The organism is Pradoshia sp. TA40_28, from assembly GCF_059694525.1.
Map to the genome: position 1 here is coordinate 30,877 of NZ_JCATZO010000013.1, position 24,408 is coordinate 55,284.

Below are 24,408 nucleotides of genomic sequence, written 5' to 3' on the forward strand. Positions count from 1 at the left end.
AAGGCCTCTGTTCATATTAGTTTAATTTCTGATGGTAGCAATCCTCACATATGAAAATTCCTTCGTTTTTTAAATACGCTTTTATTTCAGTCATCCCTTTTCGCTTTGGATAACGCATTTTTATAAAAACAACCTCGTCATCCTTAATTTCTTTACCGCATTTAGTACACTTAGCCTTTTCTCCAAACACTTATATCCCTCCTATAATCAATAATATACTATTATGGGATTGATTCCTTATTGAGTTAACCTGCTCCGTTAGCTGCATAAAAAGAAACCGTCAATTTGACAACCTTGACCTTCAGTTACAGTTCCCGTTTGAAGTAGTATGTATTTTTTTACTCTTTAATAGTAAGAAGTTGGTATGATAAGAAGATAGTTGTTGTAAGACCAACTCCAAAAAGAATACTTCCAATAGCTAAGAAATTATTTTTAACACTGTTAAAAAGTAAAAATAATCCCAATACAGATAACAGAATACTTAAAGCTATTAAGCCTTTTAATTTATCCTTGGTCACAATAACACCCCTTTTGTAGTCATAAACCCAATGCTATACCCTTATAATTCGATATGTTTGATAGCGAATCCTTCTTCTGCTAATCTGCCCCGATAGTTCAATAAGCTATCTTCATTTAATGAAATACAAAATGGATAATTACTTCACTAATTCAGGAGTAAGAATCTATGCGAAAACAGCCAAAATAAAAAATCGACCAGGGGTCGATTTTTAGCTAAATGGAAGTAACCGTATCTTTATCTGCCTGTGAATCGTGCAAGATCATCTCACACTTTTTATATTGGATATACATGGCTACTCTCCATGGCACAATCATTGAAAAAGCCATTAACCAAAACATTCCACCTGTTTCACCCATATCAAATGTAGAGCTTACTAATAACTTGAGCATGGTCCTAACCAAAATAAGGCCTATCAATACAAAAGCAAAAGCTTTAGATCGTTTCATATATATTTGATCTTTTCTAATTTCAAATTTGGACGTTTTTATTAAAAAGATAGAAAAAAACATTCCCAGTATAATAGCTTCCATTATTTCCATTCCTGTCAAACGAAAATATGGAAATATGTACATCAAAGCACCAGTACTCATAAAAGCAGGTGGCAATATAATCTTCTTTATAGATGCAGGCTTTTGGGATGCTTTCATCCTTACTGCAAAAATCATAAATCCCATTATAACTGCAAATACCGTCGTTATTGCAAACATCATCTTTCATCATTCCTCTTTGCAAGTATAAATTTAGTAACCGTCTGCTTTTGTTAATCTAATACTCGATTGATTGCATCGATAACCCTTATCTCTTCAAAAGGCTTAGCAATAAAATCTTTTGCCCCTGCTTCAATTGATTCTCTAACAATTTTTTGTTGCCCCATAGCTGAGCACATAATAATCTTAGCCTCCGGGTATTTATTCTTAATTATTCTAGTTGCCTCTATTCCGCTCATTAATGGCATAGTTACATCCATGGTAACCAAATCAGGCTTAAATTCTTCATATAAATCAACTGCCTCTATACCTGTCTCAGCTTCTCCAACAATGTGATGATTCCCCTTTTTAAGGATTGCTGCCAACGTTAAACGCATAAACTTTGCATCATCCACTATTAGAATATTAGCCATTTTAGCTCCTCCTGTTACAAAATAAAAGTTTATCAGTCTATTTATTCATTCCTGTTGTTTTAGAACTCATTCAAAACCTTATTAACCAGTATGGACTTAAAATCCACTCCACCCACCAAATAAAGCAATAAAATAGGAACTAATTTTGGTCATCCAATCAAAAAACAAAACAATTCCCATTAAAATCATTAAAGCTCCGCCTGCCTTCATCACTTTATCAGAGTTCCGTTTAATCCAACTTAACTTCCCAATAAAGAAAGACATAATAAAAAATGGAATAGCAAAGCCTAATATGTATGACATCATATAAAGCATCCCCGAACCTGGGTTGGCCGCTGTCATCCCAAGCACAACCATTAAAATAGGGCCTGTGCACGGTGTCCATCCAGCTGCAAAGGCAATCCCTATTAATATAGAACCGATATAGCCACCCGGACGATTTTTAAATTCAAAACGGTGTTCTTTCATAAGAAACTTTGGCTGAATGAATCCAATTATAATTAAGCCAAAAAAGACGATTAGAATAGCTCCTAATTGCCGGATAACGTCTCCATAATCCCTAAAGAATGTTCCAATATAGGACGAACTGAATCCCAACGCTATAAAAATAATAGAAAATCCAATTAAGAAAAAGAAAGTATGTAAAATACTCCTTTTTTGCATCATTGCGTTATCATTTTTTAACTCTCCAACCGACATTCCAGTTATATACGAAAGAAATGCTGGATAAAGTGGAAGACAACAAGGAGATATAAAACTGAGAAAGCCAGCTCCAAATGCCAGAAAAATATTAATGTCACCCAAATGAATTTACCCCCACTATTTCTATTTCATTCCAATTTATATTGTACCAAAATACTACCTATAAAGTAAAAGTATGCTCGGCGATAAGGAGTATAGATCATTTATTTCATTCTATTTTACAATATTAGTAAAAAATATGTATAATTGATTTATTCCATTACTTTAATGTAAAAATATGTTATAATCTTGTAAAATTAAACCTAATCCAATAAATGAGGAAGGATCTGCAACCATGGATAATCAGGAGTTGTTAGCTGAAATAGAAAGGAAGCGTTTGGAACTTGTTTCGATCGTCTCTCAGAATGGATTATCATCTCAAACCACAATTCAATATAGCCAGGAACTTGATAATCTGTTAAACAACTATCATCCTGTCAAACATTTTAAAAAGCAAAAAATATCATGTTGAGCATAACTATTTAGGCCACAACAACCAAGACATATGCTGTTGAAGTAAAGTTACCTCTTTTACAGTAACATACTTTCCCCCAAGTGGCAGTAATAAATAGGCATAACATATAGACATATACAAGAAATCGCATCCAAATATCTGGATGCGATTTCTTTTCGTTATCACTTTTTTGCAACAGCTTTGTTCATATCTTTGATTACTCTATTTAATAACATAAAAACCACTCCTCTGTTTATTATGTAACTTACTACAGAAAGAGTGGTTTTAAATGTTTGCCAAGAAATCCTTCATTATAATAATTAGATGAGTGCTAAATCCCTTGACGCGTAAGGTTTTATTTCCCTTGTTGTTTGTTCATCGCATTCATCATTTGATTTACTTTCTTTTGGGATGGCTTCATGCCCATTTGTGTCATCATCATTTTAATCATTTGTTCATTGATTGGTGGATTTTTCTTCAGATAATCCATCATGTATTTACGGGCGATAAAGAATCCTAAAGCCACACCAGCAATCAAAGCAATTACTGCTGTAAGAATATAATATCCCATAACCTAAACTACCTCCTCCGTGCTGTCTCAAAGACATTGTACTAAACCAAAGTAATAATACCATAACTATTGTGATATTTCTATCAGATTTTGATACAAACCGACACAATAGACTAATTTTCACAGTGTTAGATATGGCTTTTTGTATGCTCGATTAGCATTTATCCTGGTTTAAACATATAGTCTTTGCTTAATGGGTCTCAACCATGCGCACCGATCCTTCGTTGTATCTAGTGCTAAAAAATAGGGATTCCACTGTCTCAACCATTCAAAAAAGATGGTCTCACATTCATATGTTCCGTCTGCATGCAGAATAAGTGAATGATTCCGATATCCCAAGCTTGCTTCGCTATGGCCGACATTTTTCTTCCTAATATAATATACCCCATTTTCCATATAACACTCTTTATTTTCATTGAGTTGTTTTTCCATAAAGGAGGTAAAAAGAGGCGCCTGAATCTTTTTCGTAACAAAGTTAATTTGCCTGCGTAGAATCTTTTTCTCTTCACCTTCAGATTGTCGATAATCTTGAAATAAATTAAAAAACATATATTCTCGGCCATAATAATGACGGGCAAATTCATTCTCTATTAAATAGATAATATAGGTGCGCATACTCTTACCTCCAATTCTCTTTACATATAGTATAAAAAACTATTCTTGCATATTATGTAAAATGAACGTGCAGAGTTTGTTCTATTTTTGTCGATTGACATAAATAGTTTGATATTTCAAACTATTTACATATATACCCATTATACAAGCTATTAACTCCTGATCACTATTGATTATCGATATAATTCAATTATTTGGTCAGCTACATATTCCGAGCTAAAATGGATTCCTTCTTTTATCCACCATGTGATAATTCCAAGTACAGAAGAGGCAAGTATATCTACTGATAAACTTTTATTCATAACTCCTTTATCACTTTGTACGACAAGTGATTCCGTTAACAGCATATGGACTTTCTTTTTAAAACCTGATGCTTCAAATAAAACAGCCAATAATTTTCGATGCTTATATAGATAATCCAAGAACTTAATTAACTGTTCCTGATGATCAAAGCTATCAATTTGTAAAATAGGAGACATTTCCATCGACAAGTCGTCAAAAATATCATATGCCAGTTGTTTCAATAAATCGTCAATATCCATAAAATGCAAATAAAAGGTGGCGCGATTTAACTCAGCCCGATTGGCGATTTTTTGTACCGTCAATTTAGTTATATCTGGGTTTTCAATCAAAAGAGCCGCAGCAGCTTCTTTCATCATTCGCTTGGAACGAACAGCACGGGGATCCTGTTTTTTGTGTGTAGTCAATTTTATTCTCCTTGTCTATTATTCTATAACTTAATTGATACTTTTTAAAAAATAGTCGTTTAGTTTACATATCTGGATGAATTGTAAATAGGATTGCGGTATAAAAATTGTTATTATCTATTTTATTGACACAATGTCTAAAAAGCAAAAAAGAAAGGATTTTTTTATGTCTTCGTCTAGTAATAATAAGATTTTGTTAACCGTGTTGATTATGGGGTGTTTTCTATCCACACTTAACCAAACACTGTTAAATGTAGCTTTAAGTAGTTTAATGGATGTATTTTCTGTCACCCCAACTACTGTACAATGGCTCTCGACAGGGTTTATGTTGGTTAACGGCGTACTGGTCCCAATGACTGCTTATTTAATGAAACGCTTCACTACAAGGCAATTATTTATCAGCTCCATGTTGTTTCTACTAATTGGTTCAGTTTTATGCGCAATTGCACCAAACTTTACCGTTTTACTGATTGGAAGAATGGTTCAAGCGATCGGTGCAGGAATTATCATGCCATTGCTTATGAATATTGTCATGATTATTTTCCCAATAGAAAAAAGAGGAAGCATGATGGGATTAATCGGATTAGCCATGATTTTCGCTCCTGCCCTTGCTCCTACACTGGCCGGATTTGTTATTGAATATTCTTCATGGCGTTGGTTATTTATCGGGCTAATTCCGCTTGTTGCAATCGTTATTCTATTAGCTATCAAATATTTAAGCAATGTATCTAAGGTTGAAAAATCAAAGTTAGATACAGTGAGTGTCCTTTTATCTACCATCGGTTTTGGTCTCATTTTATACGGCTTCAGCAATGCCGGCAACCACGGTTGGACAGATACAATAGTCATGCTAACCATCATTTCAGGTATCGTGATAACAGCTATTTTCTGCCTCAAACAAATAAAATCAGATGATCCCCTTTTAAATTTATCTGTTTTTAAAAATAAAATCTTTACCTTAACATCTCTTATAAATATTCTTGTAACGAAGCTGATGTATGCAGATATGATTTTATTACCGATTTATTTACAGGATGGACGAGGATTTACCGCTTTTGACGCCGGGTTATTATTATTACCGGGTGCACTGGTTAATGCCTTCATGTCTCCCGTGACTGGAAAGATGTATGACCGCTTTGGTGCGAAACCGCTATTTATTACAGGGTTATTGTTTATTGTTCCTTCTATGTGGGTTGTGACCGATCTCTCGGAAACTACTTCTTTCATCTTTTTGATGATTCGCACAATCTTCCTGAGAATAGGCTTTAGCTTTATCACAATGCCATTGAGCACTGCCGGTCTAAATGTATTGCCTAAGAAGCTCATAACACATGGTACAGCCGTAAACAATACAGTTCGCCAAATCTCTGGCGCTATTGGAACAGCTATCGTTGTTACCATATTCACAGCTCAGACCACACACCATACAAGTACATTACTGCAAGAAACAACGAATTCAACTGTTGATACGATTGGTACATTAGCTTCTATTTTAGGGGCAAGCGACGCTTATTATTTCATGACCATACTAGGTATAATTGCATTAGTAATTACATTATTTGTACCTTCTAAAAAGCGCATCCACTCCCAGGTGACTGAGGTTAAAAGAAGCAAATAAATAGAATGTAACATTCATGAAATACAGTAAAATATCCAATATGCTAGAGAAAATAGTTAATAAACGCCTGGACACATGGATCCAGGCGTTTTCAATGATTTATCTACAAAACAAAATTGCTAGTAGACCTGCCTTTCTTTTACTTTTTTAGGCACCTCTTTGCAGGACTACGAATAGCACCAGACTAGTTTCTCCTAACGTCCATTTTCATACTGTGTAAGGTTGAGACTTTTTAATTCCTCATATGCCTCTATCCTCGAAAGATTATAGGATTGCCATGTATAGTCTGTCTTCCTCATTTGCTCCTGTTGCTCCGATAATAACTCTCCCAATCCATTTGGCCCTTTCTCTTCTGTATATAAATCAATTAATCCAGATACCCCTGTATAAGACAATTCATTTAAATAATGAAGATCAAGCTTGCCGGTTTCTTTATATCTAGCAATATTTTTATTGATGATCATTTGATCCATTTGAATGATATGTAATCCCGTATAAAATAAAAGTCCTGTTATAAAATAAAAATGCCTTAAAGCTAGCCGTTCCATCCAAATTTTCGCTAATGTATAGGTAAAAATAACAGCCAGATAAAGCATACTAGTATGAGCGATTACTCTCAGAATGGTATATCCATAGGCTTCTTCATACATATATAGGCGCATAAAAGCCGAAGCAAGCATAACACCGCTAAACAAAATCAATACGCTTAGAAAAATCTGAATCAATCTTTTTGTAACATTTCGTACAGGCATTACATATTTCACTGTTCCAAGCAATATAGACCAGTTTATAAGAGTAACAACTATTAATTGGGCAAATCCCTGTCTAGCATTTGAGGCATAAGTTGTATTATTAAGCACTGGGCTTCCAAAAAAATATTTAAACTGCACAATCGCAAATAATAGATAGACACCATTAATAAGGACCAGGATGGTTGTTATAATTGTTGGATCCATATAATTTTTATTCCCCACAAAATGGTTCTGCGGTTGCGGATAGTGAAGATTTAATACATTCAGAAAGATAAATAAAACAAGAGTAAATATTATTATAGCAACCAGTCTTCCTACGATTTCACCCAAATGGTAAGAAAATAACCAATCTGGGATATTCATTAGAATTTCTTGAAAATGGCTATCTGCCGATACAAGTAAGAGAATAATGATGATTAACAGAGGAAAGGCAATCATGATCCCTAGTCCAATTTTTTTGACCATCCCTATATGGTCATTTTGTTCATCTTTGGTAACTTTTTCGTAGATTTGAAGGAAAAATTGCTTATTGTAGTCAATACTTCTTGATAGCTTTTCAATCATTAGTTTAAAAACATTAACTCTGCTCCAATCCAATTTATACTTACATGTAATCAATGTTAGCTGCAACATTACCAAAACAGGTATAATCAACCCATTTGTTACATAAAAGAGTACGTTAGATTGATAGAAATAGGAAAATCCAAGGATCCAGATACAGACCATCAAAAGTGTTCCAATTCTCATGTGCGTAAACTTCGTTTTTCGAAACCTCAAAAAAAACAGACTGTAAAAGACAAATAAAAACATGGGATAGGAAATACCTACTTCTCCATGAAAAAAAGATAATTCACCTAAACACGCTACCACAATACATACTAGGAAAAACCATTTATCTTCTTTAGTAAACTGAACGTCCATATTTACTCCCATCTACCTAGTTTTACTAGGTATATAGCGATAGATATACATAGATATTCTATGTATATATTCAAACAATTAGAGAGATGCCTTCTTCCCCCATAGATACCCTGCAAAACTAACCGGATAAAGAATAAATGTACAAAATACACATGAAATAATAAAAGGTTTATTTAGTAATGGATCAAACCATTTGTCTGGCACGAGATTAAATAGCACTACATACATTAATGCAATATTAGGCAATATGGTGATCGAAAACGTTTTCTTAATTAACCTTCTTCCTTGATGCCCGAATTCTTTTCCAATTTCGTATCCAAGCAAAACCCAAAAAACGACATAGATCGCCATCAAAAGGCCAGGTATCGAGGTTAACATAGACCATATATCCTTGGTCCAATTCCAATTATATGTATGGTAGATAAATGTTAAAAGAATGCCACCTACAAATAATAAGAAGTTTATACAGACAAATATCCACCTGGTTCTTTTCGGAGTAAGGGCCAATTCCTGTTTCCACGATAGGGCAATCTCCTCCGGTGTACCGAGACGCATGGATAATTCTTTATAAATCGAGTCAGGAGACTCATCCTCATAAATGATGTCGCAGGCCATTTCAGAAATGTGTGATTTATACTCTTCTAAAATAGCCGCTTTATCAGGATGGGCACCCAGTAATTGATCAAGCTGGCTCAAATAAATCTCTTCAGCCCGCTTCATGTTTTCGTTCTCCCCATAACCATGTTCACGACCTGAACATATCGATTCCATTCATTCGTTTTAACTTCAAGCATCTCTTTACCAGCCATGGTGATTCGGTAATACTTACGAGCTGGGCCCTTCTCTTGCTCAACCCAATAACATTCTATATACTCCTGTTTTTCAAGCTTATGCAGAGCGGGATATAAAGTCCCTTCCTTCATTTGGAATCCATGATCACTGCGTTGATCCATTTCTTTCACCAATTCATATCCATACATGTCTCTTTCCTGTAAAAGCTGAAGAATAAGAAGCGATGTACTACCTTTAACAAGTTCCCGATTAAACATCTTATCACCTACCTAGAATTATTAGGTACATATCAACCATACAACATTTGGAATTGTTTGTAAATATTTTCAATAAAAAAATCGCCAGAGAAAACTCTGACGATTTAGTATAATATTTGATTATTTTTGAACTAAAGCTTTTACCATTGATACAACATTAGATGGAGTGAATCCGAATTTTTCCATCAATAATTCTCCAGGGCCAGAAGCACCAAAGCGATCAATTGCTAATATTTGTCCTTCATCTCCTGTATAGCGATCCCAACCAAATGATGTACCCAATTCGATTGCTAAACGTTTCTTAACGGATGATGGTAGAACAGATTCTTTATATTCAGCAGACTGAGCTTCGAAACGATCAAATGATGGCATGCTGACAACAGAGACATGAATGCCTTCGTTTGCTAAGATAGCTTGTGCCTGAACAGCTAAACCAACTTCAGAACCAGATGCTAATAATAGTGCATCAGCTTCCTCTTTACTAGAAGGAGAAACAACATATCCGCCTTTTGCAACGCCTTCTTCTGCTAAGTCAGCTGATAAAGGTAATGTAGTCAAGTTTTGACGTGATAACACTAAAGCAGTTGGCATATTTTTGCTTGTTAATGCCGCTTTCCATGCAGCTGCTACTTCATTACTATCAGCTGGACGGATCAGTGAAACGTTCGGCATTGCACGTAATGCTGCCATGTGCTCGATTGGTTCATGGGTAGGACCATCTTCTCCAACAGCGATACTATCATGTGTAAATACATACGTTACAGGAAGATTCATCAATGCTGCTAAACGAATAGCTGGACGCAGGTAATCAGAAAATACAAAGAACGTTCCTCCGTATACATGTAGACCACCATGAAGCGCCATTCCGTTTAATGCCGCACCCATACCAAATTCACGCACTCCGAACCAGATATTACGACCCTCATATGTGCCAGGCAAGAAATCTTTTTCGCCCTTCAGCATTGTTTTATTCGAACCAGCTAAGTCAGCAGATCCACCAAATAGGGATGGTAGATTTTTAGCGATTGAATTCAACACTTCTCCACCGGAATTACGTGTAGCAACAGCTGTTCCTGCTTCATAAACAGGGATATCTTTATCCCAGCCTTCCGGTAATTCACCATTAATCGCTGTCTCAAGTTGAGCAGCAAGTTCTGGATATTCATTTTTATAGCTTTCAAATAGTTGATTCCATTCTTCTTCTTTTTTCGCACCAGCATTTACAACTGTTTCTTCGAATGTGTCATAAACTTCTTGTGGTACATAAAAATCTTCATCGAATGTCCATTTGTAGTATTCTTTAGTCAATTTCATTTCGTCTTCGCCAAGCGGAGCACCATGTACTGCAGATTTACCGGATTTGTTTGGCGCACCATAACCAATAACTGTTTTAACTTCAATCATAGTTGGGCGATCAAGATCTGCTTTAGCCTCTTCAAGCGCTTTAGCAATCTCATTCAAATCATTACCGTCTTCTACACGAATATACTGCCATCCGTATGCTTTAAAACGGTCAGCAACACTTTCAGAGAAGCTCATGTTTAATTCGCCATCAAGAGAGATATCATTGGAATCATAAAGGACAACCAAACGACCCAATTTGAGATGAGCAGCAAGAGAAGCAGCTTCAGCTGATACCCCTTCCATCAAATCTCCATCTCCACAAATGCTGTATGTAAAGTGATCTACAACATCAAACTTATCTTTATTGTAAACTGCCGCTAAATGACGTTCTGCCATTGCCATTCCGACTGCCATTGCAATCCCTTGGCCAAGCGGACCTGTTGTAGCTTCAACACCTTTTGTATGACCATATTCAGGATGTCCAGGTGTTTTACTACCCCATTGTCTGAAATTCTTGATTTCTTCCATTTCAAGGCCATAACCTGATAAATGTAATAAGCTGTATAAAAGCATGGAACCATGTCCTGCAGATAAAACAAATCGGTCACGGTTAAACCACTCTGGATTTTTCGGATTATGATTCATAAATCTAGTCCAAAGTGTATAAGCCATAGGAGCAGCTCCCATTGGCATACCCGGATGACCTGAATTAGCTTTCTCAATTGCATCGATTGAAAGTGTACGAATAGCTGTGATAGATAAATTATCTTTTTCTGTGAACATTGCCTACATCCTTTCAGATTAACCTTCTAATATATATTAATGAAGTATAAACAGATTGACAATAGCTAATTGGTAAATGCTACAAAATCGTCACTCCTTAAAAAATGAGGAGCTCAACCTATTATCCTATACCCTTAATGTAATTTTTTATTACGTAATTTTTTAATTTTCTCAGGTGTAACGTCATTACCTTTTGGATCGATAATCGTCAATCCTTCAACTGTATTTCGCATGGATGTACGAAACGTTTCCAAATACTCTTTCCTAAGAAGAGATTGTTCAGTGGCTTCTTCTTTTGTAAGACCTACTGTTTTTGATTTTTTGGACAATTCATTAATTCTTTTGATTTTATGCGTTGGCAGCATAGTATTGCTCCTTCTATTGAAAAATAAGTAGATATTGACATCGTATAGAAAAACAGAATTATTTTCAAGAAGGAACTATTGATTGGTATTCTTTTTCATATATTCTGAATATCTCCGGTGAATGGTTGCTTTTGATAAATCATAGCCTTTTCTGTTTAAATTCTCCGTTATTTCAGCAAATGTCAATCCCTTAATACGCAATTCAATAACTTCCTGTAACGGGACATCCGACCTTTCTCTACCGCCACCTATATGTTGATTAGATAGGTTTTTTTGTGGCTTGTAGCCTTTTTCGATTGCCCGTTTCATTCCCCTTCTGATTTTACTGTTTTGCAATTTACGTTGATACTCTTCTACAATACTGATGATTTGCAAAAGCATGGCATCTGTTTCTGAAATTTCAAGCTCGCCATTATGAGTAACCGTATATAATTTAATGCCTTCTTTATAAATACAATGTAGCAGGGCTATCTTCGCATTACCTCTGCCAAGTCTCGTTTCATCCTGTATTAACAGTCCCTCAATTTCTTTGTTTTTCATTTTTTCCAGCAGGATTAGAATGCCTTCCCGCTCCAAATCATATCCACTAGCTTGTTCCTTCTGGATACTGACAATCTCAAATCCCTTAACAGCAGCGAGTCTTGTTAACTCCTGTTCCTGCCTTTCCAGGGACGTTTCCTGTGAACTTTTATCTGTACTAACTCTGCAGTATATTCCAACCTTCATCTTCTCTCACCATTCTTTTTACATATAGATAAGGCCGGGATCCTATATCCCGACCTACTGATTATATAGTTATTTATCAGAATCTGCTAAATGCAGCATCTCTGTATTATCATTGTTTTTCTTAACAGGAATCACAATCGTTTGACCTTCTTTTAATTGATTAATCTGCAAATCATTATTTTCCTGCACCCAGGAGACAAATTCAGTCTGTGTCATCTCACTGCCATCAAATCTTTCAGCCATATCCCAAACTGTATCGCCTTTTTTAACCATAATTTGTTGAAAATCATCCTTCGGCGTTTCAATAGTAGTCACCAGTAAACTGGATATTAATAGGAAAACACCGATAATAAATATAATTGTATAAGAATAAGAAGTCCATAACTTTTTCATAAATAAACCCCTCCGCAGAATATATGTTCGCTTGTTATGATGTTAGTATAAACCGAACGTGTGTTTTGTGTCAACAAAAAAACGAACTTATGTTTGTACTGTAAACCAGGAAATGATATACTAAAAAAAAGTAAGCATAAAGAGGTGCGGGAGATGACTACTAAATTATCCAAACGTCAACAGGATATTTTGCTATATATAAAAGAAGAAGTTAAAAAGAAAGGCTATCCACCTTCCGTTCGGGAGATTGGTGAAGCAGTTGGACTGGCTTCCAGTTCCACCGTTCATGGTCATTTAGCGCGACTAGAAAGTAAAGGACTCATCAGACGTGACCCTACTAAGCCACGTGCAATTGAAATTTTGGACATGGATCCACATGACCATATACCAAAGACAAATTCCGTTAATGTTCCGTTAATCGGGAAAGTAACTGCCGGTCAACCAATAACAGCCATCGAAAATATTGAGGAATACTTCCCTCTTCCTGAACATATGGCACCTGCGGATGAAAATGTATTTATGCTTGAAATTATGGGAGACAGTATGATTGAAGCTGGTATTCTTGATGGTGACTACGTTATTGTTCGCCAGCAGCATACAGCAAACAATGGTGAGATTGTTGTAGCTATGACAGAAGATGATGAAGCTACTGTGAAACGTTTCTTTAAAGAAGATACCCATTTCCGTCTTCAACCGGAAAACTCTATGCTCGAACCTATCATTCTGCAAAATGTAAGTATTTTGGGTAAAGTAATTGGATTGTACAGAAACATTCAATAAGGATGATAGAACCGGCTTTTATGCCGGTTCTTCTTCTGTTCTCCTAAACTAGTCTCTATCAATCTATGTTTAATAAAGATCGAATATTCTTGTTTACGTATACTCTTTTTTCCTTTTTGAAAGCATTAGTTTACATAATATAGTTATGTTAAACATAAAAAACTTGCAACCAATGATTGCAAGTTTTAGTCTCCTATATATCCCATCCTTTATAATAGTATCTGGATCGTTTACTTTCTTCATAGCAGGTTTGGCAAATAGAAAATGGATAGTTCCAGCTTAACGGCTTATGGCAAGATCTGCACTTGGTTTGATATTTTTTAACCCCTTTTCTTAACTGAAGATGTGCGTCTGTACTGATTTCTTCTCTCACTCTCTCCCAATAGATCGTTTCGCTTCTCCGATCTAATTTATATAAAAACAATAAATGCAATCCAACTGATTTATAGGATAATTCCAGTTCTTCCAAAGATCCTTTCTTTATAAAAGGTTCTCTCAAATCTCTTCTGTCCACAATGGCTTTCATATTATAGAGCCATTGATTGACTAATATTTCCTCATTTGCTGAGAATGGTAAGTGGAGAAAGCTATATAAATCAGTGATTGACATCCTGCCTTCTATTTTTTCATTTCGAATTAACTGATATAAAGCTTTTTCCTGAGTGAGTGGAGCTTTTGTTGTACCTGCAGGATTTTTAAATTCATCCCATAATTCAAAAAACTGATCCAAACTGGAATGATATCTCTTAAAACGCTCAAAAACTCCTTGTGTAGGGGCGATTGCAAACGTATTGATCGATTGATCCTTATTATTTAATAATCGCTTCATTAAGCCGATTTGATCCGTAAATGCCACTCGGCCTTCATTGTAAATCCCTTTTCGGCCAGCTCTGCCTGCCAACTGTTTCACTTCCTGCGAGGTCAATAAACGTCTTCTCGTTCCATCGAATTTATCATTTTCCAGGAAAACAACTCTCCGAATTGGTAGATTAAGCCCCATCCCGATTGCATCCGTAGAAACAATGACTTTAGTTTCCCTGTTAATAAAGCGCTGGATTTGTTTGGCTCTCGTCTCAGGGGGCATACTGCCATAAATCACACTGACTTTATGTCCGTCTCTTTCCAATTTCGAGGCTGTTTGAAGAACTTTATTGCGTGAAAAAACAATTAACGCATCGCCTGCCTTCGTATGTTCAATCTTAAATGGCCTTTTCTCCACAATCAGTGGGATATCCCGTTTATATTCGCGAATCTCGATATCATTTCCCTGAAGCAGATTTATAATCATGGCTTTGGAACTTTGGCTTCCGATAATATGCACTTCTTGGGCACGTGCATTGTTAATGGCTTTAAACCAAGAAAACCCTCGGTCTTTGTCTGCAATCATTTGGGCCTCATCAATCACCATGACGTCAAATTGATCTTTCTCCGTAAACATTTCAATCGTACATGAAAAGTGTGTGGCATCTGCCATATCTTTTTCTTCTTCCCCTGTCTTTAATGCACAGGATATTCCGCTGTTTTTGAGTGTTTCATATACTTCAAGCGCCAAAAGCCTTAAAGGTGCCAGGTATATCCCAGTTTGGGCTTCCTTTAATCTATTCAGAGCCTGAAAGGTTTTGCCGGTATTCGTCTCTCCAATATGCAGAATATATTTCGTGTTACTGTAAACGGTCGTCTTATATTCGACTCCAAATATATTCTCTAGTTTCTTTCGCTTTTCTTCTTCCTGCTTCTTTAGTTCTTCTAATTGCTTTTCTCTTTTTTGTTTTCTTTCTTCATGCTGTCTATGATATAACGGCATCTGTATAGTAAAATCATCCGGGCAAGCTCGTACTTCTATTAAATCTTCTATAGCTTCCTGTTCTGCTTCATTTTCATATTCCCATGCAAATTCATTAATCTTTGTGCCAATTAACTTCCTAATTAGCTTGTGATCTACGATGCCCTTATATAACCTCTCATACTGTGTTTTTACTTGATCCGGCATTTTTGCTTTGATAAATGGATAGATGGTTTCGTAAATAAAACTAGTCATAATGTTTTGATAGATATACTCATCAAATACATTTTCATCCTGGTATTCTTCATACCCCCAAAATAATAGATCATGAAGCGTTTCATATTCTTTTGGATTAAAGCCTTTCACTTTTGCTATATCATCATGGAGTTGATTGGCCAATTGATATCTCAATTTTAAATAGAAATAAAGTTTGTTACTACTCAACACCTTTAAAGCAGCATCTTTAATAGCAGTATTCTCATAATTCTCTTTCACTCTTTTCAGCTTGACTGTTTCAAACAACTCATCCCAAAGTTCATCTGTTTCTGTAAAGTAATCACGAATCCATCTCTTCATATCGAAAGTCCGTAATCCGCTCAGTTCTTGTTCAACCATTTTGTTAATTGCTTTTTTAGATGCTCCGTCAGTTGATAGGCCTCGCTGCTCTAAAAATTTATTTTTTTCGTTTCTGTTCATGCGTTGCAGTGTTTTACTCTTCCACGCTAAATTCCAGATTTGATTTAAATAAGATTCTCTGCTATCTATATAATCCTTTAAGGATGGCTTCTCTTCACTTTCCTCCATAAATAGGTATATGTCATGCAAAATATCATTTTTAGCCTTTTCTACTGCTTCTTTATATCCTCTTTCCAAAATATCCATTATCTAGTTCTCCTTAAGCTGCCTTAAATTATCTTATGATGCTAATATATACGATAAACCACTAAAATATAAATACTACTGTTTTGTTTACATAATATTATTATGATTTACTTACGAATTAATATTTTTTTAAATGTCCGTAATCATACCTCTATGTTCCAAGCAAAAATAAACCAGAAAAGCATAGCGATTTATTATGCTGTTTACTTTTGATCTCTAAATCATATTTAAAAGTTGCTATCAGTACTAATGCCCTGTACTTAAAAAGCCGATGGCATCGATATCTATCTATCTTTAACCTTAACGACATAGATTTCAAATTTATCGTTTCACAAGCAGCCAGAGATTTAAAATAATTACATGCGCTGGTTAAAAAATATCCAAACCTTATGTGCAAAAAAGCCATCTATCCCCCAAAAATCAGGATAAATGGCTATCGTTATGCCTATTGAAAAGGTTCTCTAATATTTTGAGTAACCTGCACCTTCCTCCCCTAAAGAGTCCTTACATAAAAGAGTAAAAAAAGAATCCTCCAGGGATTCTTCTATTTTGTTTCCATTTACTTCTCAGAGCGATATGCTTCAATAGCTTCTTTAACTTTTTCGGTATCGGCGGTCAATTCATTGCCAGTATCGACTAGCGGGCTCACAGTTGAAACTGCCTTTGCCTTATCGCCTTTATAGAATTGAATGAACTCTTCCTGGTTAACAGAATACAGAACCGCTTTCCTTAAGTTCTCGCTTTTTGCAACATCACGATTTTTCGTGTTGAATAACAAGTAAGAGACAGCATTGCTCTGGGTACTTTGTAATCTCATCTTGCTGTCTTCTTTAAGAATATCAAACTTTGTTTCCGGCACACCAGATAGCATATCGATTTCACCGCTGCGTAGTGCACTAAATGCGCTATCAGGGTCTTTGATGAATCGTACGGATACTTGATTGATATATGGTTCATGATCCGATCCTGCCATATAAGCTGGGTTCTTTTGGAATACCGCTTCATAGTCATTTTTGTACAGCATGATATATGGTCCGCTTGTATATAACGTATTATTATATTGACTACCTTCGGTTACCGTGTTTTGGTCTCCATAAGGGATATCTTTCTTGACGTCGAAAGAAGCCACATCATAAGTGTTTATACTTTCAACTTGTTTCTTCGATACGATTCCTGCAGATTGGTGAGCAAGGTAATTCAACACTTGTGGGAATGGCTCTGTTGTTGTCACTTTCACAACTTGATACTTTCCGCTTTTTTGATCAGAATCCTCTTTAGCTTTGACTAGCTCCGCTATTTCACTTTCCAAATTTTCATTAAGCGCATCCTTTACGGTGCCTTCTCCATTGGAAAGTTTCACTGAATCAAGGCTTTCCACGTCTTCAACGATTTTCACATTTTTGATATGCTCATGTAAGCTATATGTTCTGTGATCCGGTACGGAATCTTTGTCTTTAGCACGATTCAAGGAGAAGATGACATCCTCTGCTCCAACTCTTTCACCTGAATCAACTGCCTTTTTATTTTCTACTTTAGCAAACCGAATGTCATTCCGGAGGACAAAATAGTAATCCGTATTTCCTTCAGCAATGGCATGATTCAGCGATAAGGATGCATCGGAGGTGATTTTATCATCATCAGTCAAATTCACCAAACGTATATACATATTCGTATTCAATTGGTTGATGGAACCGTCATTTCCTTTGATTGGATCAAGAGAAGTTAACGTAGACATCGACTGTGTCAATTTCAGAGGCTCCTTATCACGCTTAGAATTATCGGCAAAATCAATCGTTTCCCATGCTAAGGCCCGAGACTTCGACAAACGTACGGATTTTTCCTTTAATACATCTGTATTGACCGCTTGATTTTTGTTGGAAATATACAAAGGAGCAATATAAGCCTTTTCAAATACAAGATGGTCTTCTAACTCTTTGTAGGTTCCTTTATATTCTTCTGGAGTTTGAGTAGATGCTTTATTAATCAATTTATCCAATTTAGGATCTGAAATAATGCTATAATCTCCTCCTGTTATAAACAACGATCGCACCGCATAATCCGGATTACCCGTAACTGTGGTCCAACTGGACATCGAAACATCGAAATTTCCTGCATCTTCCTGTGCTTTAAAGCTTCCAAAATCCGGTTGAAGATTCAATTTGACCTTAAATCCATTTTTCGTGAGCTGATCACGAAGGATATTCACATCCGACTCGTTGGTGCTCATACTCAATATTTCAATTTCGACAGCTTCCGTATTTTCACCATCATTTACTTTATTACTTGCATCCTCTTTAGTCTTGACGGTACAAGCGCTTAGAACCAATAAGAACACAAGCAATAACGACATAAACCCTTTTTTTCTCAAAATAATTCCCCCATGTGATTTCAATTTGATATTTCTTTTTCCCCTTACAATTATGATGACCGATCGAGTTTTGGATCCAGCGCATCCCTCAAGCCGTCCCCAAGGAAATTGAATGACAACACCAGCAATACAATCGCCACTCCTGGAAAGATGGCAAGATAAGGCTGTGATTCCAAATAGGCACTCCCTACCCGTAAAATATTGCCCCATTCCGGTATATGCGGTTCAACCCCTAGTCCAAGATAGCTTAAGCTACTAGTCGATATGACGGCCGCACCAATGGTCAAAGTGGACTTAACAATCATAGGAGCCATAGAGTTAGGGATAATATGCTTGAAGATAATAGCACGATCCTTTACCCCAAGAGCCCTAGAAGCTTCCACGAATTCATAATTTGACACCTGCAGCACATTGGCTCTCATCGTTCTTGCATATGTGGGTATTGCTCCAACGCTCAAGGCGATAATCAGATTGACCGTATTTGCCCCGAAGGCAGCGATGATCGTGATGGCAAGCAAAATTCCCGGAATGGCGTATAGAATATCGAGAAGCCGCATGATGATATTATCCGTATGTCTGCCATAGTAGCCTGAGACGGCACCAAGGAATCCTCCAATCAGTACAGGGATAAGGGTCGCTAAGAAACCAACAATGAGTGATATTCTCGCACCAAATATAAGCCTAGAGAAAACATCTCTACCGAAATTATCCGTACCAAACGGATAAACGAGACTCGGAGACTGTAAGATTGCCCCATAGTCATTTTCAATCGCAAGACTCTTCTCGAATGTGAAAATACTGCACACCGAAATCATGAACAGAAAGATAATGAAAAACAAACTTAGCATCGCTGCAAAATGCTTCGTCAATCTTTCCCATATCGATTCCCACTGTGTCTTGACACCGTATCGCAGATTTCTGGCCTTCAGCAACATTGTAATCCCAAGCAATAAGGAAAACAGATTTCCGATAAGAGCGCTCAAGAGAAAGAAAATAGCAATAGCGGTAGATGTCTTCTTGTTCACACTCCCTCTCATGAGTAACAAAACGGCCACGAGATGGAACAGCGTAATTGCCATAAGCGCGCCCATTCCTGTTATAAAACTATTCGACACATATGGTTTGAACAGATTCAAGGCAGAAACACCTATCACAAAACAATCCGTCAACAACATATAAATTCCAAAAGAGTAATAGAGGTTTTTCTTCTCTTTAATCAAGATCAATGCGGCTGCTGCCAAGAAGACGTTCCCGGTAAATAAACTCGCCAGCTGAATAATTCCCAACCTTCTGGTGAAGACCGAAATATCCTCTTTTTCCAGTAAGTCCTTTTTCATTCTCCATAGCAAAATGCCCTGTATGGCAGTGAAGAAGGCATAAAGTCCGAACATCCACAAAAAGAATCCCCTACTATCCATGCTTTTGAAATCATATACATTAAGCAGAAAAACGGCTGTGAGGATCAAAGATGCACTCAAGGCAAACTTTGCCTGTCTATATTCCTGTGAAGCTTTTAAACTATTCATTTCATACACCTGCTTTAGTATTGTTTCATCTTATGCCGGATCCGAGGATCGAAGAATGCATAGAGAATGTCGATGATCATATTAACGACGGAAATAATGATGGCTGTGTAGATGACAGCGCCCATCACTGCCGGCACATCCGGTATAAATTGTTTATCGACAATATAGCTGCCCAGACCGCTGATATTGAACACTTTTTCCGTGACTGCTGCTCCGCCGAGCATTCCTCCGAATTGAAGCCCGATGACTGTGATAATCGGGATGAGTGCGTTAGGCACAGCATGCCTCATAACAACCCTTCTTCCGCTAAGCCCTTTGGCTCTTGCCGTCAACATATAATCTTCATGAATGACTTCAAGTGTTGATGACCTTGTCATCCTGGCAACTGCAGCTGTCAATCCTGTTCCAAGTACCACAATAGGCATGATCAACGACAATAAGTTGTTAGAATGATACGTTGCAGGCAGCCATTCCAAATGAACCGAGAAGCCCAGAATGAAAATTAGCCCTTGCCAGAAACTTGGAATGGATAGCCCAAGTAAGGCGATTAACATGAAAGAATGGTCAAAGATCGAGTTCCTTCTGATAGCCGAAATAATTCCTGTTGGCAGTGCAACCACCACCGCAAGTAATAATGAAAAGACGGCAATCGATAAGGTAATCGGAAACTTACGCATGATAGCCGAAATGACATCCTCATTTCCAGCAAACGAACTACCAAGATTGAATGTGAAAATTCCGACAATTGTGTTCCATAATTGAGTGAAATAGGGCTGATCCAGTCCATGTAAGGCATTGAATGCGGCGATTTGCTCTTTCGTTGCCGTTTCTCCCAATATGTTTGCAGCAGGATTGAACGGTGAGATATACAGGATCGTGAATACAAGCACACTTACACCAACAATGACGAAAATTGTCATAATTAAACGTTCCACAATGTATTTCACATATGGATTGCTATAAATAAACAACAATATGTACATAAAAAACCCAGCTATGAAGGAAATGAAGAAGAACCATTTTTTCCGGATCAATTCAGAAAAAGCATCTTCAAATTGCATTTTCCCTTTCCCTGTTTCGTTGCTGGCCGATTCCATCATTAACTCGGTAATATAAACATCCAATCGATGCTCGGCAAGCTTTGTTGCTTCTCTCTCAATTTCCTCATCGTCTACTTGCTTGCCAAAGAAATCTCGCTTTCTAGTTAACTGGTCATTATAGTCCTTCTTGAAGGCATCAAGATGTCCAGACTCGATGAGCGATTTCTTCAGCTCTCCTTCCGCTTTTGCAGATCCCTCTTTGTTGCTTTTGAACAAATAAAACAACATGACAATTAAAAAGAGCGGAGCTCCAACTATCAGGAGGAAGATCTTATAGGAAGGGTTCTTCATCATTTTCCTGAATATATGATCAACTCTCTGTACAAAAGAGCGATTCCCCTTCCACTCCTGCTCAATATCCAATGATATCTCCCCTCCTTTCATCCTCTTTAGCGTTGTGCTTAATAGGTATAATCATTTGTATAAACAAAAGATTCAATAATAATTGCACTTTTCCGAGTGGTATAGTATATTTTATTTTAACAATTGGTAAAAGTCAACAATATATGGAAATATATACAAGATTCATTTTAGACCAATATGATGATTTGGCAGGTGTCATTTGATGAATTCATTATTGCAAGTGCAGCATTTATCAGTGTCTTTTGAACAGGATGAACAGGAAATTCAAGCTGTGCAAAATATCAGCTTTTCACTTAATAAAGGAGAAACATTAGGAATTGTCGGAGAATCTGGAAGTGGCAAAAGCGTCACCGCACGTTCAATCATGCAATTGTTGCCTGTGAGCGCTAGACGTAAGAACGGAACAGTCCACTTTAATGGGAAAGACATCGGATACTACTCTGAGAAAGAGATGGAGGCTATCCGGGGACGCGATATGGGAATGATCTTTCAGGATCCGATGACCTCTTTGAATCCGACCATGAAAATCGGAAATCAGATTGCAGAAGGGTTAATAAAGCACGAAAAGTTATCAGATAAACAAGCGAGAGAACAAGCACTCGATATGTTGCGATTGGTCGGCATCACAGACAGTGAAATCCGCTACGAACAATATCCACATGAATTTTCCGGCGGAATGAGACAGCGTGTGATGATTGCCATCGCATTAGCATGCCGACCGTCTCTGCTGATAGCAGATGAACCGACCACGGCACTTGATGTTACAATTCAAGCACAAATCCTTGATCTTATGAAGAAGATGCAAGAGAAATTTGGAACAGCAATCATCTTAATCACACATGACTTGGGGGTAGTGGCCGGAATGTGCGACCGAGTTGCTGTCATGAGAAAAGGAGTAATTGTTGAGACTGGTACAACAGAGGAGATCTTTTCCTCCCCCTCTCACCCGTATACAAAGAAGTTACTTCATGCACTTCCGAAACTGAATGAAAAAAAGAAGGCGAAACCAGTATCTCATCTGATCATAAATACCGACGATACCCCGTTGGTGGAAGTACGTAACCTTAAGCAATATTTCGATATTGGCAAAGGAAAGACGATAAAAGCAGTTGATGATATCTCCTTCAGCATTAAAGCCGGGGAAACATTAGGAGTCGTTGGCGAATCAGGAAGCGGTAAATCTACAACTGGACGCTCAATCCTTCAATTACATACCCCAACCGGAGGGGAAATCCTTTTCAAAGGAATGGCGCTCAACAGCTTTTCGCCTAAAGAAATGCTCATTATGCGCCGACATATGCAAATGATCTTCCAAGATCCCTATGCTTCTCTCAATCCAAGGCTGCGGATATTGGATATTATCGGAGAGGCACTGGATGTCCATCGAATCGCCAACAGTAAATCAGACCGCAAAAAACGAGTCGAAGCGTTGCTTGATTTGGTTGGGCTGGAGCCTTCATTCGCGATGAGGTATCCGCATGAATTCTCCGGTGGTCAAAGACAACGAATTGGTATCGCCAGGGCACTGGCCGTCGACCCTGCCTTCATTGTGTGCGACGAACCATTATCCGCTCTCGATGTCTCCATACAGGCACAGATCGTCAAACTGATGGAAGATTTGCAACAACGGCTCGGACTCACCTATCTGTTCATTGCCCATGATTTGTCGATGGTCAAACATATCAGCGACCGGGTCGCTGTCATGTATAAAGGAAAAATAGTGGAGTTGGCTGAAAGTGAAGCATTATATTCTAATCCTCAGCATGACTACACGAAATCATTACTGGCCTCGATCCCTATCCCGGATCCTAAGATTGAAGCAAAAAAAAGGAAAAATGGATCAATCCAAACAGAGAGAAAAGAGTATGATGTGGAAAACACCAAATTGATAGAAGTGTCACCAGGCCACTGGGTAGCCATTCATCCTTAATCATTTAGTATTGAAACTTAAAGAGGCATTCAAGATTCTGAATGCCTCTTTCCGTTGCATCTTTTTTAATTTTTCTTTTTCACAAAACACTACATTTGTTAAATAGGATTTAAGAAAAGCGAGAACGAAAGTAAGCTTTAGCTTTTGCAAATCAATAAACCCGAGAATTGTATATTTCCATTTCACCAATAATTGCCCACACCCTTAACTAAATCAAATAATATACTGCCATTAGCCTATAAAACTATAACTAGGGGTGTATATTAATGGATTATTATCGACAAATTCCCGGAATTCAAAATCTCCCATTTCCTACTCCAGGAGGTCCTATGGGGGGTGGATTTCAGGGTAGTCCTATTCCAGGATGGCCGAATAGCAATACCGGAATACCCGGAACATTACCTGGGACGCCTGGCATAGGTGAACCTAGCACTGGGGGGACACCCCCACCTTCACAGCAGACAGTCAATACGTATCAATATCTTCTCCAAAACCCGTCAGCAGGTCAAGAGATTCTAACATCAGGTACTACTTTTGGAGTGGGTTGTGATAGACGCTGGACAATTATGCTTTTAAACAATGGTCAGTATGTATTGATGTGGGTTTTAACAGCAAGTCCATTTGGTAATACTACAGGAATCATTTTCCCAGCTTTTACTTTTGCCTCTTTCCCTACATCTAGTATAGTAGCTTATAGTTGCTAATTATTGATGATCTAGACATATAGAAATACACGAATCTCATAAAAAAGTTGCAGACTATCTGTCCACCGATACAACTAGAAAGTCACTACGGTGGATGGTTTTTTCATGAAGCATCCCATCTAACTATGAAGATTGCCAACCTCCACCATCATCGATAATCGTTTGGAAACGTCGGAGCGTATTTTCTGTTTCCTATATACTCCCCTATTCTGTTATTCACAAAAATACACCCCTTGGTTCCTCTAATTATTTGAAATGCTCTATTAAACTACTATCTTCACGGAAACAAAACT

24 protein-coding genes are annotated in these 24,408 nt (G+C 37.2%); 5 read left to right on the forward strand and 19 right to left on the reverse strand.

What is annotated here, in order from left to right; genetic code table 11:
* Window positions 1-16: 16 nt before the first annotated feature.
* The 5 genes from AC58NB_RS15110 to AC58NB_RS15130 all read right to left on the reverse strand — a co-directional run bounded on the left by AC58NB_RS15110 (window position 17) and on the right by AC58NB_RS15130 (window position 2,444).
* The gene (locus tag AC58NB_RS15110; RefSeq protein ID WP_497427649.1) at window positions 17-190 is read right to left on the reverse strand and encodes a Fe3+ hydroxamate ABC transporter substrate-binding protein; all 174 of its coding nucleotides are present in this window, start codon (window positions 188-190) and stop codon (window positions 17-19) included.
* Window positions 191-338: 148 nt separating this feature from the next.
* A complete protein-coding gene (locus AC58NB_RS15115; RefSeq protein ID WP_497427650.1) occupies window positions 339-518 on the reverse strand; it encodes a hypothetical protein in 180 nt (59 codons plus the stop codon).
* A gap of 214 nt (window positions 519-732) precedes the next feature.
* Window positions 733-1,230 carry a CcdC family protein gene (locus tag AC58NB_RS15120; RefSeq protein ID WP_497427651.1) on the reverse strand — a complete coding sequence of 166 codons (498 nt, stop codon included), beginning with the start codon at window positions 1,228-1,230 and terminating at the stop codon, window positions 733-735.
* A 50-nt stretch (window positions 1,231-1,280) separates the two neighbouring features.
* Window positions 1,281-1,640 (reverse strand): response regulator, encoded by a 360-nt coding sequence (locus tag AC58NB_RS15125; protein WP_497427652.1) that lies wholly within the window; start codon window positions 1,638-1,640, stop codon window positions 1,281-1,283.
* 96 nt (window positions 1,641-1,736) lie between these two features.
* Window positions 1,737-2,444: a cytochrome c biogenesis CcdA family protein gene (locus AC58NB_RS15130; protein ID WP_497427653.1), complete on the reverse strand. Its 708-nt coding sequence runs from the start codon at window positions 2,442-2,444 to the stop codon at window positions 1,737-1,739.
* A gap of 232 nt (window positions 2,445-2,676) precedes the next feature.
* Here AC58NB_RS15130 and AC58NB_RS15135 point away from each other — a divergent pair, with 232 nt between their 5' ends.
* Window positions 2,677-2,853: a Spo0E family sporulation regulatory protein-aspartic acid phosphatase gene (locus tag AC58NB_RS15135; RefSeq protein ID WP_497427654.1), complete on the forward strand. Its 177-nt coding sequence runs from the start codon at window positions 2,677-2,679 to the stop codon at window positions 2,851-2,853.
* A gap of 337 nt (window positions 2,854-3,190) precedes the next feature.
* On the opposite strand, the gene AC58NB_RS15140 is transcribed toward AC58NB_RS15135, so the two are convergent.
* From AC58NB_RS15140 to AC58NB_RS15150, 3 genes are all read right to left on the reverse strand, one after another.
* Window positions 3,191-3,406, reverse strand: a complete 216-nt coding sequence (locus AC58NB_RS15140; protein ID WP_066103996.1) for a YneF family protein — start codon at window positions 3,404-3,406, stop codon at window positions 3,191-3,193.
* Between the two features lie 171 nt (window positions 3,407-3,577).
* The gene (gene sirA, locus AC58NB_RS15145) at window positions 3,578-4,021 is read right to left on the reverse strand and encodes a sporulation inhibitor of replication protein SirA (protein ID WP_497427655.1); all 444 of its coding nucleotides are present in this window, start codon (window positions 4,019-4,021) and stop codon (window positions 3,578-3,580) included.
* Between the two features lie 173 nt (window positions 4,022-4,194).
* Complete coding sequence (locus AC58NB_RS15150; RefSeq protein ID WP_497427656.1) at window positions 4,195-4,728, reverse strand: TetR/AcrR family transcriptional regulator; 534 nt, start codon at window positions 4,726-4,728, stop codon at window positions 4,195-4,197.
* A 166-nt stretch (window positions 4,729-4,894) separates the two neighbouring features.
* On the opposite strand from AC58NB_RS15150, the gene AC58NB_RS15155 reads away from it, so the two are divergent.
* Window positions 4,895-6,346 (forward strand): DHA2 family efflux MFS transporter permease subunit, encoded by a 1,452-nt coding sequence (locus tag AC58NB_RS15155; protein ID WP_497427657.1) that lies wholly within the window; start codon window positions 4,895-4,897, stop codon window positions 6,344-6,346.
* 194 nt (window positions 6,347-6,540) lie between these two features.
* Here the strand turns inward: AC58NB_RS15155 and AC58NB_RS15160 are convergent, their stop codons facing one another.
* The 7 genes from AC58NB_RS15160 to yneA form a co-directional block, all read right to left on the reverse strand.
* Complete coding sequence (locus AC58NB_RS15160; RefSeq protein WP_497427658.1) at window positions 6,541-7,845, reverse strand: DUF4153 domain-containing protein; 1,305 nt, start codon at window positions 7,843-7,845, stop codon at window positions 6,541-6,543.
* A gap of 252 nt (window positions 7,846-8,097) precedes the next feature.
* Window positions 8,098-8,739, reverse strand: a complete 642-nt coding sequence (locus AC58NB_RS15165) for an HAAS signaling domain-containing protein (protein ID WP_497427659.1) — start codon at window positions 8,737-8,739, stop codon at window positions 8,098-8,100.
* On the reverse strand, window positions 8,736-9,068 hold the full coding sequence (locus tag AC58NB_RS15170) for a PadR family transcriptional regulator (protein ID WP_497427660.1): 333 nt from the start codon (window positions 9,066-9,068) through the stop codon (window positions 8,736-8,738). Before AC58NB_RS15170 ends, AC58NB_RS15165 begins: the two co-directional genes overlap by 4 nt.
* Before the next feature lie 120 nt (window positions 9,069-9,188).
* Window positions 9,189-11,195: a transketolase gene (gene tkt, locus AC58NB_RS15175; RefSeq protein ID WP_497427661.1), complete on the reverse strand. Its 2,007-nt coding sequence runs from the start codon at window positions 11,193-11,195 to the stop codon at window positions 9,189-9,191.
* A 134-nt stretch (window positions 11,196-11,329) separates the two neighbouring features.
* The gene (locus AC58NB_RS15180; RefSeq protein ID WP_497427662.1) at window positions 11,330-11,560 is read right to left on the reverse strand and encodes a DUF896 domain-containing protein; all 231 of its coding nucleotides are present in this window, start codon (window positions 11,558-11,560) and stop codon (window positions 11,330-11,332) included.
* 75 nt (window positions 11,561-11,635) lie between these two features.
* Complete coding sequence (locus AC58NB_RS15185; protein WP_497427663.1) at window positions 11,636-12,286, reverse strand: YneB family resolvase-like protein; 651 nt, start codon at window positions 12,284-12,286, stop codon at window positions 11,636-11,638.
* 69 nt (window positions 12,287-12,355) lie between these two features.
* A complete protein-coding gene (gene yneA, locus AC58NB_RS15190) occupies window positions 12,356-12,679 on the reverse strand; it encodes a cell division suppressor protein YneA (protein WP_497427664.1) in 324 nt (107 codons plus the stop codon).
* 153 nt (window positions 12,680-12,832) lie between these two features.
* Between yneA and lexA the strand changes: the two genes are divergently transcribed.
* Entirely contained in the window at window positions 12,833-13,459 is a 627-nt protein-coding gene (lexA, locus tag AC58NB_RS15195; RefSeq protein ID WP_497427665.1) for a transcriptional repressor LexA, read from the forward strand.
* 193 nt (window positions 13,460-13,652) lie between these two features.
* On the opposite strand, the gene AC58NB_RS15200 is transcribed toward lexA, so the two are convergent.
* From AC58NB_RS15200 to AC58NB_RS15215, 4 genes are all read right to left on the reverse strand, one after another.
* Complete coding sequence (locus AC58NB_RS15200; protein ID WP_497427666.1) at window positions 13,653-16,124, reverse strand: helicase-related protein; 2,472 nt, start codon at window positions 16,122-16,124, stop codon at window positions 13,653-13,655.
* A gap of 559 nt (window positions 16,125-16,683) precedes the next feature.
* Window positions 16,684-18,492 (reverse strand): ABC transporter substrate-binding protein, encoded by a 1,809-nt coding sequence (locus AC58NB_RS15205; protein ID WP_497427667.1) that lies wholly within the window; start codon window positions 18,490-18,492, stop codon window positions 16,684-16,686.
* A gap of 50 nt (window positions 18,493-18,542) precedes the next feature.
* On the reverse strand, window positions 18,543-20,018 hold the full coding sequence (locus tag AC58NB_RS15210; protein WP_497427668.1) for an ABC transporter permease: 1,476 nt from the start codon (window positions 20,016-20,018) through the stop codon (window positions 18,543-18,545).
* Between the two features lie 14 nt (window positions 20,019-20,032).
* A complete protein-coding gene (locus AC58NB_RS15215; RefSeq protein ID WP_497427688.1) occupies window positions 20,033-21,412 on the reverse strand; it encodes an ABC transporter permease in 1,380 nt (459 codons plus the stop codon).
* Between the two features lie 271 nt (window positions 21,413-21,683).
* Between AC58NB_RS15215 and AC58NB_RS15220 the strand changes: the two genes are divergently transcribed.
* Both AC58NB_RS15220 and AC58NB_RS15225 read left to right on the forward strand, forming a co-directional pair.
* Window positions 21,684-23,411: an ABC transporter ATP-binding protein gene (locus AC58NB_RS15220; RefSeq protein WP_497427669.1), complete on the forward strand. Its 1,728-nt coding sequence runs from the start codon at window positions 21,684-21,686 to the stop codon at window positions 23,409-23,411.
* A gap of 266 nt (window positions 23,412-23,677) precedes the next feature.
* Complete coding sequence (locus tag AC58NB_RS15225) at window positions 23,678-24,115, forward strand: hypothetical protein (RefSeq protein ID WP_497427670.1); 438 nt, start codon at window positions 23,678-23,680, stop codon at window positions 24,113-24,115.
* Window positions 24,116-24,408: the final 293 nt, after the last annotated feature.

What these genes read in the sequence shown, in the direction of transcription:
- tkt (WP_497427661.1), bottom strand. Translation starts at nt 11,195, where the DNA reads ATGTTCACAGAAAAAGATAATTTATCTATCACAGCTATTCGTACACTT.
- AC58NB_RS15225 (WP_497427670.1), top strand. Translation starts at nt 23,678, where the DNA reads ATGGATTATTATCGACAAATTCCCGGAATTCAAAATCTCCCATTTCCT.
- AC58NB_RS15210 (WP_497427668.1), bottom strand. Translation starts at nt 20,018, where the DNA reads ATGAATAGTTTAAAAGCTTCACAGGAATATAGACAGGCAAAGTTTGCC.
- AC58NB_RS15160 (WP_497427658.1), bottom strand. Translation starts at nt 7,845, where the DNA reads ATGAGAATTGGAACACTTTTGATGGTCTGTATCTGGATCCTTGGATTT.
- AC58NB_RS15120 (WP_497427651.1), bottom strand. Translation starts at nt 1,230, where the DNA reads ATGATGTTTGCAATAACGACGGTATTTGCAGTTATAATGGGATTTATG.
- AC58NB_RS15165 (WP_497427659.1), bottom strand. Translation starts at nt 8,739, where the DNA reads ATGAAGCGGGCTGAAGAGATTTATTTGAGCCAGCTTGATCAATTACTG.
- AC58NB_RS15185 (WP_497427663.1), bottom strand. Translation starts at nt 12,286, where the DNA reads ATGAAGGTTGGAATATACTGCAGAGTTAGTACAGATAAAAGTTCACAG.
- AC58NB_RS15140 (WP_066103996.1), bottom strand. Translation starts at nt 3,406, where the DNA reads ATGGGATATTATATTCTTACAGCAGTAATTGCTTTGATTGCTGGTGTG.
- AC58NB_RS15125 (WP_497427652.1), bottom strand. Translation starts at nt 1,640, where the DNA reads ATGGCTAATATTCTAATAGTGGATGATGCAAAGTTTATGCGTTTAACG.
- lexA (WP_497427665.1), top strand. Translation starts at nt 12,833, where the DNA reads ATGACTACTAAATTATCCAAACGTCAACAGGATATTTTGCTATATATA.
- yneA (WP_497427664.1), bottom strand. Translation starts at nt 12,679, where the DNA reads ATGAAAAAGTTATGGACTTCTTATTCTTATACAATTATATTTATTATC.
- AC58NB_RS15220 (WP_497427669.1), top strand. Translation starts at nt 21,684, where the DNA reads ATGAATTCATTATTGCAAGTGCAGCATTTATCAGTGTCTTTTGAACAG.
- AC58NB_RS15170 (WP_497427660.1), bottom strand. Translation starts at nt 9,068, where the DNA reads ATGTTTAATCGGGAACTTGTTAAAGGTAGTACATCGCTTCTTATTCTT.
- AC58NB_RS15180 (WP_497427662.1), bottom strand. Translation starts at nt 11,560, where the DNA reads ATGCTGCCAACGCATAAAATCAAAAGAATTAATGAATTGTCCAAAAAA.
- AC58NB_RS15200 (WP_497427666.1), bottom strand. Translation starts at nt 16,124, where the DNA reads ATGGATATTTTGGAAAGAGGATATAAAGAAGCAGTAGAAAAGGCTAAA.
- sirA (WP_497427655.1), bottom strand. Translation starts at nt 4,021, where the DNA reads ATGCGCACCTATATTATCTATTTAATAGAGAATGAATTTGCCCGTCAT.
- AC58NB_RS15155 (WP_497427657.1), top strand. Translation starts at nt 4,895, where the DNA reads ATGTCTTCGTCTAGTAATAATAAGATTTTGTTAACCGTGTTGATTATG.
- AC58NB_RS15215 (WP_497427688.1), bottom strand. Translation starts at nt 21,412, where the DNA reads ATGATGAAGAACCCTTCCTATAAGATCTTCCTCCTGATAGTTGGAGCT.
- AC58NB_RS15135 (WP_497427654.1), top strand. Translation starts at nt 2,677, where the DNA reads ATGGATAATCAGGAGTTGTTAGCTGAAATAGAAAGGAAGCGTTTGGAA.